Source organism: Collinsella sp. CLA-ER-H8 (assembly GCF_040092335.1).
GTDB lineage: Bacteria > Actinomycetota > Coriobacteriia > Coriobacteriales > Coriobacteriaceae > Collinsella.
Window position 1 is genome coordinate 1 of the sequence record NZ_JBBNLU010000013.1, and the last position, 15,153, is coordinate 15,153.

Consider the following 15,153-nt stretch of genomic DNA (forward strand, 5'->3'; position numbering starts at 1 on the left):
CATTTCCCCGGACAGGACCACCTTTGCCGCCGAGACCTTGAACTGCCTGTCGTATCGCTTTCTTCTTTGGGTCATCTTGAACACCTTTCGCTCTTAACTAGGTGTCCAATTCATCATACCCACTCCAATGGATACGCCTAGGCGCGGTCCAAGAAATAGTCCGCACCCCCAACAGTCCCTATTTCACCGCAATTTATGAAGGGGATGGGGCTACTTAAGTGCGCCGGTCACCGTGCCGCCGCCGAGGACGATGTCGCCGTGGTAGACTACAACGGCCTGGCCGGGGGCGATGGCTCGCTGCGGCTCGTCAAAAGTCAGCAGCATTTGCCCGTCTTCGCCGCGCGTAAGGGTCGCTGCTTGGTCTTTCTGACGGTAACGGTACTTGGCGCCCACGCGAATGCCGCCGGCATCGAGTTCTGCCTCCATGCGGTCGGCAGGGGCGCTCCAGATCCAGTCGTTGGCCGTGAGCGCTGTGGCCGTCAGGTCCTCGGCCTCGCCCAGATGCACAATGTTGCTGGCGGCGTCGACGCCCGTTACGTACACGGGATGGGCCATCGCGACGCCCAGACCCTTGCGCTGGCCGATGGTATAGCGCAGCGCGCCGTTGTGGCGACCGACCAGGCTGCCGTCGCGCCACACGATATCGCCCGGTGTAGCGGGATGTCCGCACCGACGTTCGATATAGCCCGCATAGTCACCGTCTGGAATAAAGCAGATGTCCTCGCTTTCGGCCTTCTGGGCGTTGGTAAAGCCTTGCTCGGCGGCTATGCGGCGCACGTCGCGCTCTTTGTCTAGGCCTGCCAGCGGAAAGATCGTGTGCGCCAGGCGCTCCTGCGTAAGCGAATATAAAAAGTAGCTCTGGTCCTTTTTGGGATCTTCGCCGCGATGCAGCTGCCAGGTGCCGTCTACTGTCTGGCTTGTTTTGGCGTAATGACCCGTTGCGATGTAGTCGCAGCCCATGTCCAGCGCCGCACCGAGCAACGCGCCAAACTTTATGTGGCGGTTGCAGATGATGCACGGGTTGGGCGTCAGCCCCTCCTGGTAGGCGTTCACAAAGCGCTCGATAACGCTGTGGTCGAAGGTCTGCTGCAAGTCGAGCACATGGTGGGGTATCCCCAGACGCTCGGCGACGGCCTTCGCATCGGCGATGTCGCGGTCGACCTTACTCATGCCCGTGGCGGGATCGGGCGCGGGACAGGTGAGGCGCATGGTGGCACCGACACATTCGTAACCCTGACTTTTGAGCAGATACGCGGTCACGCTGGAATCGACGCCGCCGCTCATGGCGACGAGCACGCGCTTGTTGTGCATGGGGAGGTTCTCCTTGGTGGCATGTGGCCAAAAAAGAAAAGCGGCGCGGGAGGCTGGTTCCGCGCCGCAGACATTGTAGCAAGTTCGGGCGTCCTGTGGGACACCCTGTTGGGATGAGCTCAGGCTGCCAGAAGAGAGGGGAGGCCGGCGCGCCTTGGACTCGTTCTAAGAACGAGAGCTCTAGTCCTGGAAGAGCGCCGTGGACAGGTAGCGCTCACCGGTGTCGGCGAGCAGCGCCACGATGGTCTTGCCCTCGTTCTCGGGGCGCTTGGCCAGCTGCAGTGCGGCCCACACGGCGGCGCCGGACGAAATGCCCACGAGCACGCCCTCCTTGTGGCCCACGGCGCGGCCGGTGGCAAAGGCGTCGTCGTTCTCGACGGGGATGATCTCGTCATAGACCTGGGTATCGAGGACGTCGGGCACAAAGCCAGCGCCGATGCCCTGGATCTTGTGCGGGCCGGCCTGGCCCTTAGAGAGCACCGGGGAGGTGGCGGGCTCGACGGCGACAACCTGAATCTGGGGGTTCTGCTCCTTGAGGAACTCGCCCACGCCGGTCACGGTGCCGCCGGTGCCAACGCCGGCGACGAAGATGTCGACCTTGCCGTCGGTGTCATCCCAGATCTCGGGGCCGGTCGTGGCTTTGTGGATGGCGGGGTTGGCGGGGTTCACAAACTGGCCGGCGAGTATGCTGTTGGGGGTCTCCTTCTGCAGCTCCTCGGCCTTGGCGATAGCGCCCTTCATGCCTTTGGAGCCGTCGGTGAGCACGAGCTGTGCGCCGTATGCCTGCATAAGCTTGCGGCGCTCGACGGACATGGTCTCGGGCATGGTGATGATCACCTTGTAGCCGCGGGCCGCTGCCACCGAGGCGATGCCGACGCCGGTGTTGCCGCTCGTGGGCTCGATGATGGTGTAGTCGCCGCCGCGCACGAGCTTGCCGGCCTTCTCGGCCTCGTCAATCATGTTCTTGGCGACGCGGTCTTTAACTGACCCGGCGGGGTTGAAGTATTCGAGTTTGACGAGCACACGAGCCTTGAGGTCCTCGTCGGCCTCAAAGTGGGTGAGCTCCAGAAGCGGGGTGTGGCCGATAAGCTGATCGATGGATGTGTAAACCTTGCTCATGGGGAACCTCCAAAGTGTTCAAGTTGCTGGTTGCCGTGTGGTTTCACGGTGCGTGTAGCAGCTAAACCCATAAACCTTATAGGTTGTTCGTTTAGCTGTTGGGAAGCATACTAGACACTAAAGCCTAGTAATGCAATAGGAAATAGAAGATTATTACGAGCTGATTAACCATCTTGACCGGAACGGGTATTTTCAAAACCAATTTTTCGGCTAGAATTTCTACGGACTAAATGACCGAAAGGCAGCACGATACATGTTGGTTTCTACTAAGGGCAGATATGCCCTGCGCGTTATGGTCGATCTGGCCGAGCACCAGGCGGCCGGTCGCATCCCGCTCAAAGAGATCGCGGCGCGACAGGGGATTTCCGAGAAATATCTCGAGAACATCTTGGCTACGCTCGTGCGCGCCAACATGCTTTCGGGCATGCGTGGCAAGGGCGGCGGCTACGTGCTCACGCGCCCGCCCGAGCAGTACACGGTGGGCGAGATCTTACGCCTGACCGAGGGCAGTCTGGCGCCTGTCGCCTGCCTGGATGGCGACTGCAAGGGCTGTTCGCGTTCGGATGAGTGCCCCACGCTCGACGTGTGGAAGAACCTGGACAAGCTCATCAACGACTACCTCGACGGTGTGACGCTCGATCAACTTATCGCTCCCAACCGTGGCTACGACTACGTCATCTAATCCCACCTGTCATGTGGGGACGGGGCAGAAATGGTAGATGCTCTCGCCCTTTAAGACTTGACAAATAAGAAGGCCGCCCATTTTTGCGATGGGTGGCCTTCGTTTTGGGCTGTTGAGACGGGCACGGCCGGAATGGCCGTTTTAGTCCTTGGCGATGCTGTCGAGAATGCTACGCATGATGGATACCAGGATGCTACCCATAAAGGCCGAGCCAAAGCCTGCGATGGAGATGCCGACGCCCAGCAGGTTGACCGACAGGTAGCTCGCGAGCTCAAGCATAAAGCTGTTGACGACAAGCTGGAAAATGCCCAGCGTAATGATCGTGAGCGGCAGCGAGATGACCGTCAGGAACGGCTTGACGAACGAATCGACGATGTTCAGGAACAGTCCCACGAAGGCGAAACAGACCCAGGCCTCGGCAAAACCGAAGGGCTGGATGCCGGGAACGAGGAACGTGGCAATCGCGATGGCGATCGAGGTAAAGAGCCAGTTAAGCATAAAGCGCATGGTGTGAATCCTTTCTTGCGCAGGATGTATTGACATCGCGCGAAGCGGCTTGCTGCGGCAGCTTGGACGGCCGCGCGGGTATGCCGCCTTGTTCGGCCGCCCATTGTCTCAGATATTCGTGGAGCTTACGTGCGCATTCGGTTTCAAAACGGCGTTCGTCCTAAAAAACGTGCCGCTGGCAGAGAGTCTTGTCGCTTTAGTTTGGTGGTGTGCTACACTGCTACGGGCAAATGGCCCATGCATAGTTTTATTGCATATTACGGGTGAACGATGCCCGATGTCAGTATCAACTTCGATGCCTTTTGGCGGGTTTGGCGGTGATCGATGAACATCGAGAACATGTTTGACAAGCCTGATGTCAAGCAGCTAGTCCACGCATTTAGTCTTTTGGATGACGAGAAGGATATCCAGGCGTTTTTAACCGATATCTGCACACCGCGCGAGATTTGCGATCTTTCGCAGCGCTTGCAGGTCGCGCGTTATCTGGATGAGGGCGAGCCCTATGTTGAGGTTCAGGCCCGCACGGGCGCTTCGTCCACCACGGTGAGCCGTGTTTCCAAGGCGCTCAACGGCGAGTACGGTGGCTATCGCAAGATCCTCATCAAGCTGGAGGATGGCGAGTAGGTCAACGGCAACAAACGGATCAGCTGGAGCCGCCCCTTCGGGGGCGGTTTTTGTGTGTCGATAATTGATCCCTTGGGGACGGAGGAAAACGGATCATCGAGGGGATCTGGTGCATTGGGGTCAGGTTGTCCGCGCGGGCGGGTAGGATAGATGCGTTGAATATTGCGAACAGTTTGAGTGGAGGACCATGCCTGTTCGAATCTATACCACCAATGCCGGCACGGATTTGAGCGATGCCGAGGCGGCGCTGCTGGCCGACCTGGTTGCCCGCCACGGGCGCGCCGTGTTGCTGGCGCCAACATTTGCCGAGCTCGACCTGTGCCGTCATGATGCGGCAGAAGCCGGGGTTTCACTGGGTATCGATTACAAGACGCCCACATCGTGGCTCCGCTCGCTGTGGGAGCTTATGGGCGATGGCCGCAGCTTTGTGGATAACCTTCAGCGCCAGATGCTGTTCTCGGACATGGTCGACCGCCGCGACGACGCTGCTCTGCAGCCGCTCTCGCGCAGCCAAGGCACGGTACGCATGCTTGCTCGCATGGCCCGCGGCGTGTTGCCAGGCGTGGCGGGGACGGGCGACGAACGCTGTCGCGATGCCGCCGCTCAGCCCGAGCCCAAAAGCGACGCCGAGGCCCGTGTGTTCGAGCTGTTGCGCGCCTATGCGAGCGGCTTGGACCGTCGAGACATGGTCGAGCCCTGCGAAGCCGCCGATATGATGGCAGAAGCCCTGGCGAACAACCTGCCGGGGTGCGCCCGCGCCGTCTGCGTGCGTGGTGTCACGTCGTTTACGCATAGCCTGCTCGAGCTGTTGTCGGCCGTGGCGAACAATGGGGGAGAGGTCGTCGTGCTGCTTGCCCGCGAGCAGGCGGCGATGCGCGAAGACTTGGCCGCAGCTTTTGATGCCCGCGGTGTGCTGTTTGAGGTCGCCCCGTTGGGAGAGGACGCCGGCGCGTCCGAGACCGCTTCTGCGCCTGCTGCCCAGCCTATTTTTATAGAGGTGGCCGGCCCCCATGCCCGCGCCCGCGCTTATGTGGATGCTCTTGAGAACCTGGTCGCGGCATGTGAGGAGTCTGTGTCACGCGACGGCGCCGCGACGAACGCCGACCCCGCGCGCGTGCTCGTAGTTTCCGCCCGGGCGCCCCAGCTGTTCGGCGAACTCGCTGCCCGTCTGGCGGCGCGTCACATTGCGGCCGAGACGACTGAGTTCACGGCGTTTTCCCAGTCCGTCGCGGGCAGGCAGTTTACGGCGCTCGCCAACCTGATCGAGCGTATGAAAGCCGCCGACGAGGGCACCGCTTCCAAGACCGAGTGGTGGCCCGCGCCGGAGCTTACCGACTGGATCTACAGTCCGCTTTCGGGTGCCGACGCCGCGAGCGCCCGCGGCTTCGACAAGAACATGCGCCTGTCGCGCAGCAAGACCGCTGCGGGCGTCAAGAGCCTGCTGCAGAGCGTGCAGGGCCAGGTGAGGGGCGCCCGCAAGGCCGCCAGCGACGATAACTGGTTTAAGAATGTGCCGTGCGTGGTCTCGGACGTGTTTCAGGCGCTGTGGCGCGACAAACCCGTGACGGCGCTCAAGGCCATGCTCGCCGTTGCAGAGGCGCTGCCCGATCGCGCTCTAGGCGGTCTTGACGGCCAGGCCCGTCGTCAGGCAGAGACGGCTTTGCTGCGCCATGCCATCGACATCCTTATGAACGATGCTCGCGCGCTCGACGTGTCGCAGGCCGCGACCATGCCGGTTCTCGACGGCGTTCGAACTAAGGTGGACAAGCGCAGCACCGCTTACGATTACGAGACCTACGAGGTCGATCGCACGCCACGGGCGCAAGTGCGCTTCGTGTCGCTTGCCGATGCGTCGGTTTTGCGTCCTGCCAGCTACGATGCCGTGCTGTTTGCCGATGTCGACCTGGACAGCTACCCGCTTTCGCACGAAGAGGGCCCGCTTGCCACGTTGACGGCCGAGCTGCGCCGCGACGGCGTGTCTTTGGAGCCCGCCGCCCTGCTGCGCGTGCGCTTTGGCCGTGCAATGCAGGCAGCGAACGGTCCGGTCGCGCTCGCCCGCGTGACACACGATCGCCAGGCGCGCGAGTGCTACCCGGCAGCCGTATGGACCGAGCTGCGGGCACATGCCGAGGCCGCTGGCGCTGCCAAGCCCACGCGCGTGGGCGAGGGCGATATCATCGCCGACTTTGATCCTGCGGCAGGCGAAGGTCTTAGGCGCGCGCGCGTGACCTGCGAAGCTCCTCAGCATCTGAGCGATGAAGCCATTCCGTATCTGGTCCTGCGCCGTCGTGATGGCGAGGGCGAGGATGCGCCGCTCGTGCCGCGTCTGACGTCTGCCTCGCAGATCGAGGCCTATTCGACCTGCCCGCTATGCTGGTTCGTCTCGTACCGCGTGAAGCCCCAGTCGATCGACGCCGGCTTTGGCAATATGGAGAAGGGCAACTTTGTCCACGACGTGTTGGAGCATCTGCATGCCCGTCTGCCCCAAGAGGGCATGAAGCGCGTGACGCCCGAGAATCTGCCGCGTGCACAGGAGCTGCTGCACGAGGTCTTTGACGAGACCTTGGCCGAGCACGCCGGCAAGCGCGGTACCGAGGGCCCGCTGGTGCCGCTCTCCCCGGTGGAGGAGCGTCAGGTGGCCGAGATCTTGCCGCAGTTGGAGGGCGTGCTTGCCTACGAGTCCGAGGCACTTGCCCCCTTTGCCCCGCGCTACCTGGAGTTTGCGTTCAACGAGCTCCAGGTTGAGTATGCCGGCTGGCCGCTCGGCGGGCGCATCGACCGTGTGGACGTGGATGCCGAGAACCGCGCCGTGGTGATCGACTATAAGCACCGCACGGGCGTTGAGGAGTTTAAACTCGCCGACCCCACGATGCGCGACGAGGAATCGGGCGAGGCTCCCATCGACGACCCGCGCTGGCTGCCGCCCCATACCCAGACACTCATCTACGCGCAGGCCATGCGTCGGGCGCTGGGCCTAGATACCCGTGCTGCGCTCTATTTCTCGACCAAGGGCGGCAAGCCCGCGCTGCGCGGCGCGGCGAGTGCCGAGTTGCTCGAGGAAGAGCGTGGTGACGGTCGCATCCCGGGCCTCAAGAAGGGCTTCCCGGGCGAGGGCGGCAGCATGGACTTCGATGCCCTGCTCGACCGCGTGGAGACCGGCATTGCCGAGCGCCTGCGCGAGCTCGAGGCAGGTGACGTCGCCGCTGTCGACCCGACATCGGCGCAAGCCGCGCATGCGCGCTGTTCGTATAACCACCAAGGAACGTTTGTAAGGAGGGACGTGTAGACCATGGATCTTTCGACTTTGATGCCGCAACAGCTGCAGATTGTCAAAACGCTCGACCGTCCGCTATTTGTCTCGGCGGGCGCCGGTTCGGGCAAGACCTTTACCCTTACGCGCCGCATCGTCTACGCGCTCTCGCCCGAATCCGGTCCGTTTGTCGAGCATCTGGATCAGGTGCTCGCCATTACCTTTACCAAAGATGCCGCGGCCGAGATTCGCGACCGCGTGCGCCGTGCGCTTATCGACGAGGGCATGGACGAGGAAGCACTGACCGTCGACGACGCGTGGATTTCGACCATTCACGGCATGTGCTCGCGTATCCTGCGCGCGCATGCGCTGGAGCTGGGCATCGACCCCGAGTTCACGGTGCTCACCGATACCGACGAGCTTATGGACCAGGCTGTTGAGCATGTGCTGGCCCGCGCGACGGCGCCCGATGCCGCCCCCGAGCTCGCGGCATCGCTCAAGGCCCTCTATGCCTGGTATCCCATGGCGGGCGAGGGCGGTTCCTTTGGCACCGGCACGACCATCAAGGGCCTGGTGCGCGACCTGCTGGAGCTGTCGAGCCAGTTGCCGGGCGGTATGGACGACGTGTGCGTGGCGCGCGGCCAGGCCGATACCTCGGCACTCGCCGATGCCTATCGCGCGGCGCTGGGCGCAAGCAAGGCCGCGACCGAGAAGGCGCAGATGGCACTCGACGCCATTGACGCGTTCGAGGCGAGCGGCAAGACCATGGCCGATGCAGCGCGACTCATGATGTCGTGCACCATGCCGCGCGCGAGCAAGGCATTCCCTAAGGAGCAGGTCGAGCTGCTCAAGGCCGAGGCCGCCGATGCGTTTATCAATATCGTGCTTGCCTGCGGTGGCCAGGCGCTCGATGCGCTGGTGGGCCTGGCCCGTTCCGTGGAGGCTGAGTATCGCGCGCTGAAGGCTGCCCAGTCCGCCCTCGATAATAACGACCTGCTGCGTATGGCTTACGAGGCGTTGCGCGATTACCCTGCCATCCGTGCTGCGTACGAGGGCCGCTTTAAGATGGTCATGATCGATGAGTTTCAGGATACCGACCAGATGCAGGTCGATCTGATACGCTACCTGACGGGTGCGGGGGAGCGCGCGCTGTGCACCGTGGGCGATGCGCAGCAGTCCATCTATCGCTTCCGTGGCGCCGAGGTCGAGGTGTTCCGTCGTCAGGAGCGCAAGGTGGGCTCGTCTGCCGCGCCCGAGGCGACTGCCGTGGCCGATGCCCCTGCCGGCGAACTCGTCAAACTCGTGCGCAACTTCCGCAGCCATGACGAGGTGTTGCGTTACGTGGCACGCGTCTTCGACGGCGATGACGGCGGCCTGATGCAGGGCTTTTTGGATCTTGAGGCGAGCGATGGCCGCAAGGACACGCTGGTGGCGGACGCCTCGCGCCGCCAGGCCCTCTTTGTTGCCGGCGGCAGTATGCAGGAGCGCACACAGGCCAAGGCCCGCGCGATCGCCGAGCGCTTCCGCGCGCTTGTCGATGCCGGCCAGCCCCAGGGCGGCATGGTACTGCTGCTGGGCCGCATGACCAACGCCGATGTCTACGCCCAGGCCTTCCGCGATCAGGGGCTCGACTGCGTCATCGCGGGCGGCTCGGTCTTTGCCCAAGCAGCCGAGGTGCTGACGGTGCGCTCCCTGGTTTGTGCGCTCGCCAATCCGGCCGATACGGCGCAGGGCCTTATGCCGCTGCTCGCCTCGCCGATGTTTGCGCTCGGCGCCCAGGAGTTCCTGGCGCTGGCGACCAAGCTCGATAGCGAGACAGGGGAGACCTCGCGCCGGAATATCGACATGGGCATCATGAGCGATTTCGACGTGCCGGGTTTGCAAGACTTGCCGCTTGTGACGCGCGCCCGCGAGGTGCTGCGGTATGCGCTTCGTCGCGTGGGCCGCGATTCGTTCGCCGCCATCGCGCGCGACGTGGTCAACGCCTCCGGCTGGTTTGTGCGTCTGGGACAGCGTGGTCCCGAGGGCAAGGCCTTCGCCGCCAACGTGCTCAAGGCGCTCGATGCCGTGGCCGAGGCAGAGGCCGAGCTCGGCAATTCTCCGCGTTCCATCGCGCTGGCCTTCGACCGCTTCTTGGCGGGCAAGGAAGCCCCGGGTGCCCTCAACGAAGAAGGCGACGGCGCGGTGCGCATCATGACGGTGCATGCCTCCAAGGGTCTGGAATATCCGGTCGTGGCGGTCGCCGAGTGCTTTGGCGTGCGTAAGTCCTCGGGTGCGGCACAGATGGGTCGCGTCGAGGGTGGAGCGCAGGTCGTGGCACTGCCGGCACGCTTCGACGGCGTTAAGCTTGCCGACGGTACCTTTGTGAAGGGCGACGACGTCAAAAAGCAGTTTGAGCACGCGTTTAAGGGCAGGGGCACGTCGCTGTGGCTGCCGCCGGAGCTCATGGAGGACGTCTGTGCGACGGGTTCTCCCGCCGAGGCATTTGCTCACCTGCGCAACGACGACCTGCAGCTTTCGCTCGAGGAGCGGGCCCGCTTGCTCTATGTCGCCATGACGCGAGCACGCGAGCTAGTCATTCTGGCGATGGATGCCGGCGTGAGCCGTGGCAAGGTGACGGCGCCGACCTTCGATGTCGAGACGGATCTGACCTACGACGTGCTGCGCCGTATTTTGCCGACCGACGCTCTGGACATGCCGCAGCTCGATGCCGACCGCCTGGTGTTCGACAACTCCCAGCCGGGTGACTACGAGCTCATTTCGCTTTCGGACTTTACCTTTGGCGAGCAGGCGTTTGAGGCCAACGCTTCGCTGGATGCCGAGGGCAGGCTTGTTCGTGGCGATGCCGATACAGATGCTGCCGGCGATTCGGCTAGTACAATCGTCCCCGGTCCTGCCGACCCCGAGCCCGATGCGTTTGAGCTCGTGTATCCCCAGGCGGTGGGCGTGCGCATGGGCATCTGTCCGTTCCCGGCGCGTGACTCGTATAGCTACTCGTCAATCGCGGCGGCGCTCCATGCCGAGACAGAAGACCGTGCCGCCGAGGCGCGTGTGCCCATGGACGAGTCCGGCGATGATGCAGAGTCGGATGGCTCGGAGATGACGGATGCAGACGTGGCTGCTGTCGAGCCCGCCGGCAATCCCATGGCGCTGGGCTCGGCCTTCCACGCCGCCTGCCAGTGGCTCATCGAGATGGGTGCCGATGCGCTGCCCGCTGAGCGTGCCGACGCCCTGGCTCGCCTGTGGCACCTGACGCCAGAACAGCGCGAGCGCTTCGATGCCGCTCTGGAGCGCTGGCTCAAGTCGTCGGTTCGTGCCGACCTGCTCGCGTGGCCGTGCGTTCGCGCCGAGGTGCCGTTCTTTTCGCTGGGCTGCGAGGACGAGGACATCGCTCGCTACGGTGCCTATGCCGAAGGCGCCATCGATGCACTGGCGACGAACCCGGCGGATTCGTCACGCGCGCTGGTCATCGACTATAAGACGGGCGGCACGCCGGACGAGACGCCGGACCAGCTGCTCGAGAAGCACGCCCTGCAGGCGCGCGTTTACGCCGACGTGTTGCACAAGGCGGGCTTTGAGACGGTGACGGTCAAGTTCGTTCGCGTGGAGCAGGCGAATTCAGCCATCTTCGTCGAACCCGCCGAACCTCAAGTAGTCATCTACAATCTCTAGCCCTCAGATAACTTGCGGTGGAATACGGACTGTTTTGGCCAAAAAAGCCGCCAAACAGTCCGCATTTCACCGCAACTGCAAGAGGAGCCGTGTTGGTTTGGCTAGGTTCGGGTGCCGTCCGCGCCGTGCGGTAAAATCGTTCAGTCAGAACACGAACCCGCATCGGAGCTCATCACATGGCATTCGTCCATCTGCACAATCACACTGTTTTCTCCATGCTCGACGGCGCAACCCGTATCCAGGATATGGTCAATCGTGCCGTTGAACTTGGCATGCCCGCCGTGGCCATTACCGACCACGGCTACATGTATGGCGTGCCCGACCTGGCGCTGGCCTGCGACGCCGTCAATCACAACACGCCCGAGTACAAAACCTGGAGCCACGACAAGGCCTTCTTGGAAAAGGACCGCCGCGACGAGCTGGCGGAGCCCGACCCCGAGGCAAACCCGCGCGAGCATGCCCAGTATGTGAAGGACATGGCCATGTGGGACGAGAAGGGCAACATCGACGAGCTCAAACCGCCCCTGGTCATCAAGCCCATCTTTGGCTGCGAGGTCTACTTTACGCCGGACGAGACCCTTGCCCGCGACCACAAGCCCGAGCTCTACCATATGATCCTCCTGGCCAAAGACCAGGAAGGCTACGTCAACCTGATGCAGACGGTCTCCGAGGCCGCCGTGCAGGGCTTTTACTACAAGCCGCGCGTGACGCTCGACAACCTACGCCGCCACGCCAAGGGCATGATCTGCACGAGCGCCTGCATCGCGGGCATCATCCCCAAATACATCGACCGCGGTGACATGGAGGGCGCCATCAAGTGGGCCGAGACCTTCCGCGATACCTTCGACCCCGGCGACTTCTACATCGAGATCCAGGAACACGGCATCACCACCGACAACGGCCTGACCGACGAGCAGATGGACCGCACGCTCATCGATATCGCCAAGCAGGTGGGCGTCAAGGTCATCGCCACCAACGACTTCCACTACCTGCGCCGCGAGGATGCGCCCGTGCAGGACGTCATCATGTGTATTGGCATGAACGCCAAGGTCGATGACCCCAACCGCATGCGCATGACCGGCTCGGAGTTTTACATGAAGACCGAGGAGGAGATGCGGGCGATGTTCCCGTATTGCCCCGAGGCCTGCGACAACACGCTCGAGATCGCCGACAAGTGCTACGTTGAGCTGGACTGGGACTCTATCATCCTGCCGCGCTTTCCGTTGCTCGATCCCGGCGAGACGCACGAGAGCCAGTTCCGCCGTGAGTGCGAGAAGGGCCTGCGCCAGCACTATGGCGACGACTGGGCCACGCGCGAGATCGGTGGCGTCAACATCAAAGAGCGCTTTGAGTACGAATACAAGGTCATCTGCGACAAGGGCTTTGCCGCCTACTTTTTGATCGTTGCCGAGTACGTGCAATGGGCCAAGGACAACGGCATCGGCGTCGGCCCTGGCCGTGGCTCGGCCGCCGGCGCTATCGTCGCCTACGCCATGAACATCACCGCGTTCGACCCGCTCGAGAACGGCCTGATGTTCGAGAGGTTCCTGTCCCCGCAGCGTACCGAGATGCCCGATATCGATATGGACTTCGACGATGAGCGGCGCCTCGAGGTCGTGGAGCACGTTCGTCAGCTCTACGGCCCCGAGAAGGTCACCCACGTCATCACCTACTCGACCATCAAGGCCAAGCAGGCCATCAACGACGCCGCGCGCGTCTTGGACTACCCGGTCTACATGGGCCAGCGCCTGTCCAAGATGGTCTCGAGCGACCCCAAGGTCAAGCTCAAGCAGGTGCTCGACAAGCAGCCCGGCAAAGAGGATCTGTTTAACCCCGATTTTGCCGAGGCCTATAAAAAGGACGACGACGCCCGCCGCATCATCGACACGGCGCTCTCGATCGAGGGTCTCACCCGTGGCGAGGGCGTGCACGCGTGCGCCGTTCTGATCTGCCGCGACCCCGTCAACGAGCACGTGCCCACTAAGCTCGATACCAAGGGCGGCGTCGAGATTACCCAGTACGAGGGCCATACCGTCGCCGACATGGGCCTGCTCAAGATGGACTTCTTGGGCCTGCGCACGCTGACGGTTATCTCCAAGGCCAAGGCAAACATCAAAAAGAACTTCGGCATCGACATCAAAGAGGAAGAGATTCCCTTTGACGACCCCGAGATCTTTAAGCTCATGGGTTCCGGCCATACCGCCGGCGTCTTCCAGGTCGAGTCCGCTGGCATGACGGCCACGATCAAGAACATGAAGCCCACCGAGTACAAGCACGTCGTGGCATTGATCGCCCTATACCGCCCGGGTCCGCTGGGCGCCGGCATGGTCTCGTCCTACATCAACCGTATGAACGGCAAGGAGCCGGCCGTTTCCTACGACGACCGCCTGGACGACATCCTGGGCGAAACCTACGGCACCATGGTCTACCAGGAACAGGTTATGCTCATCTCCGTCGAGATGTGCGGCTTCTCCAAGGGCGAATCGGACTCGCGTATCCGTAAGCCCGTGGCTAAGAAAAAGATTAAGCTGCTCACGTCGACGGTGCTGCACTGGGAGGATGGCTCGGACGAGACCACCTACGACCACTGGATGAACGGCGCTATCAAGAACAACTACACGCGCGAGGTCGCCCAGAAGATTTGGGACGATGTTCTCGAGTTCGCATCCTACGCCTTCAACAAGTCGCACTCCGCCGGCTACGCCATCCTGGTTATGCAGACGGCGTGGCTCAAGGCGCACTATCCGCACGAGTACATGGCGGCCGTTCTGACGTCCTACACGGGCAAGACCGACAAGATCGTGCACTACGTCTCGGCGTGCCGTCACGACGGCATTCCCGTGCTTTCGCCAGATGTCAACGAGTCCGGTACCGAGTTCACGGCTACCAAGGAAGGCGTGCGCTTTGGTCTGGCCGGCATTCGAGGCGTGGGCACCGGCGTGGCGCAGGCGATTATCGCCGAGCGCGAGGCGGGCGGTCCGTTTAAGACGCTGCACGACTTTGTCGAGCGCGTGGACTCGAGTCAGGCCAACCGTCGCGTGATCGAATCGCTGATCAAGGCAGGTGCCTTTGACTCCACGGGGTATCCGCGCCGCCAGATGATGCACTTTGTGGACAAGAACAACCCCGAGAACATCATCGATGCCGCGGTAAAGCGCCAGAAGGACCGCGCGAGCGGCCAGACGTCGTTCTTCGACATGTTCGGCGACGTTGAGGGCTCGGGCTTTGAGGTGAGCGTGCCCGATCCGGATGGCCAGGAATGGGACCGCCACCTTAAGCTGAGCCAGGAGAAGGAGGTTCTGGGCATCTATGTCTCGGACCACCCGCTGCGCCCGTTTGAGTATGCGCTAGCCAAGGCGCGCGACTTCTCGTTCTCGCAGATCGACACCGGCTATGAGGTGCAAAACCCCACGGGCGGCACCATCAACCAGGAGATTCCCGAGGGTAAGGCGCTGTGGTGGGCCGGCATGGTCTCGAGCGTGTCCAAGCGCGTGACCAAAAACGGCGACCCCATGGGCATCGTGCAGCTCGAAGACATGGAAGGCGAGGCCACGGTCGTGGTGTTCCCCAAGACCTACAAGGAGGCCGAGGGGTATCTGTACGGCGAGGTCGATCCCGAGACCGGCGCGCAGCTGTCCGACGCGTTTGTGCGCATTAAGGGCAAGCTCGAGCGCTCGGACCGCGGCGACCAGATCATCGCGCAGGAGATTGTGCCGCTGGAGCTTAGCGAGGAGAAAAACAAGCCCAAGGTCTTTGAGGTCATGGTGCCCAACAGCCGCTTTAGCCAGGGCAATATGGCGCGCCTGGCCACGGTGCTCACCACCAACCCGGGCGGCGACCGCGTGGAGATCTTTATTGAGCAAGTCGACGGGCGCGTGCTGCGTGCCGAGGTGCCGGCCAAGGTCAATGCACGCTCGATTCCGCTGCTGGCAGAGGCAAAGGCCATCGTCGGCAACCAAGGCCGCGTGACGGTTATCTAAGCTACCCC

Annotated in this window: 8 protein-coding genes; 5 read left to right on the forward strand and 3 right to left on the reverse strand. The window is 62.7% G+C overall.

The window, feature by feature from the left end:
- Positions 1-210: 210 nt before the first annotated feature.
- The gene (gene mnmA, locus AAAX72_RS07960) at positions 211-1,434 is read right to left on the reverse strand and encodes a tRNA 2-thiouridine(34) synthase MnmA (RefSeq protein ID WP_349129911.1); all 1,224 of its coding nucleotides are present in this window, start codon (positions 1,432-1,434) and stop codon (positions 211-213) included.
- Between the two features lie 57 nt (positions 1,435-1,491).
- Positions 1,492-2,430, reverse strand: a complete 939-nt coding sequence (gene cysK, locus AAAX72_RS07965; protein ID WP_349105570.1) for a cysteine synthase A — start codon at positions 2,428-2,430, stop codon at positions 1,492-1,494.
- A gap of 253 nt (positions 2,431-2,683) precedes the next feature.
- Between cysK and AAAX72_RS07970 the strand changes: the two genes are divergently transcribed.
- A complete protein-coding gene (locus AAAX72_RS07970; protein ID WP_349105571.1) occupies positions 2,684-3,112 on the forward strand; it encodes an Rrf2 family transcriptional regulator in 429 nt (142 codons plus the stop codon).
- Positions 3,113-3,253: 141 nt separating this feature from the next.
- Here the strand turns inward: AAAX72_RS07970 and AAAX72_RS07975 are convergent, their stop codons facing one another.
- Positions 3,254-3,619: a phage holin family protein gene (locus AAAX72_RS07975; protein ID WP_349129870.1), complete on the reverse strand. Its 366-nt coding sequence runs from the start codon at positions 3,617-3,619 to the stop codon at positions 3,254-3,256.
- Between the two features lie 324 nt (positions 3,620-3,943).
- Here AAAX72_RS07975 and AAAX72_RS07980 point away from each other — a divergent pair, with 324 nt between their 5' ends.
- The 4 genes from AAAX72_RS07980 (at position 3,944) to dnaE (ending at position 15,145) form a co-directional block, all read left to right on the forward strand.
- Positions 3,944-4,243, forward strand: a complete 300-nt coding sequence (locus AAAX72_RS07980) for a YerC/YecD family TrpR-related protein (RefSeq protein WP_022094855.1) — start codon at positions 3,944-3,946, stop codon at positions 4,241-4,243.
- A gap of 187 nt (positions 4,244-4,430) precedes the next feature.
- Complete coding sequence (locus tag AAAX72_RS07985) at positions 4,431-7,529, forward strand: PD-(D/E)XK nuclease family protein (RefSeq protein WP_349129871.1); 3,099 nt, start codon at positions 4,431-4,433, stop codon at positions 7,527-7,529.
- Positions 7,530-7,532: 3 nt separating this feature from the next.
- Positions 7,533-11,165: a UvrD-helicase domain-containing protein gene (locus AAAX72_RS07990; RefSeq protein WP_349129873.1), complete on the forward strand. Its 3,633-nt coding sequence runs from the start codon at positions 7,533-7,535 to the stop codon at positions 11,163-11,165.
- A gap of 176 nt (positions 11,166-11,341) precedes the next feature.
- Positions 11,342-15,145, forward strand: a complete 3,804-nt coding sequence (gene dnaE / locus AAAX72_RS07995) for a DNA polymerase III subunit alpha (protein WP_349129875.1) — start codon at positions 11,342-11,344, stop codon at positions 15,143-15,145.
- Positions 15,146-15,153: the final 8 nt, after the last annotated feature.

Bases quoted from the DNA above. Each gene is read 5' to 3' on its own strand.
- cysK (WP_349105570.1), bottom strand. From the start codon at position 2,430: ATGAGCAAGGTTTACACATCCATCGATCAGCTTATCGGCCACACCCCG.
- AAAX72_RS07970 (WP_349105571.1), top strand. From the start codon at position 2,684: ATGTTGGTTTCTACTAAGGGCAGATATGCCCTGCGCGTTATGGTCGAT.
- AAAX72_RS07975 (WP_349129870.1), bottom strand. From the start codon at position 3,619: ATGCGCTTTATGCTTAACTGGCTCTTTACCTCGATCGCCATCGCGATT.
- AAAX72_RS07980 (WP_022094855.1), top strand. From the start codon at position 3,944: ATGAACATCGAGAACATGTTTGACAAGCCTGATGTCAAGCAGCTAGTC.
- AAAX72_RS07985 (WP_349129871.1), top strand. From the start codon at position 4,431: ATGCCTGTTCGAATCTATACCACCAATGCCGGCACGGATTTGAGCGAT.
- AAAX72_RS07990 (WP_349129873.1), top strand. From the start codon at position 7,533: ATGGATCTTTCGACTTTGATGCCGCAACAGCTGCAGATTGTCAAAACG.
- dnaE (WP_349129875.1), top strand. From the start codon at position 11,342: ATGGCATTCGTCCATCTGCACAATCACACTGTTTTCTCCATGCTCGAC.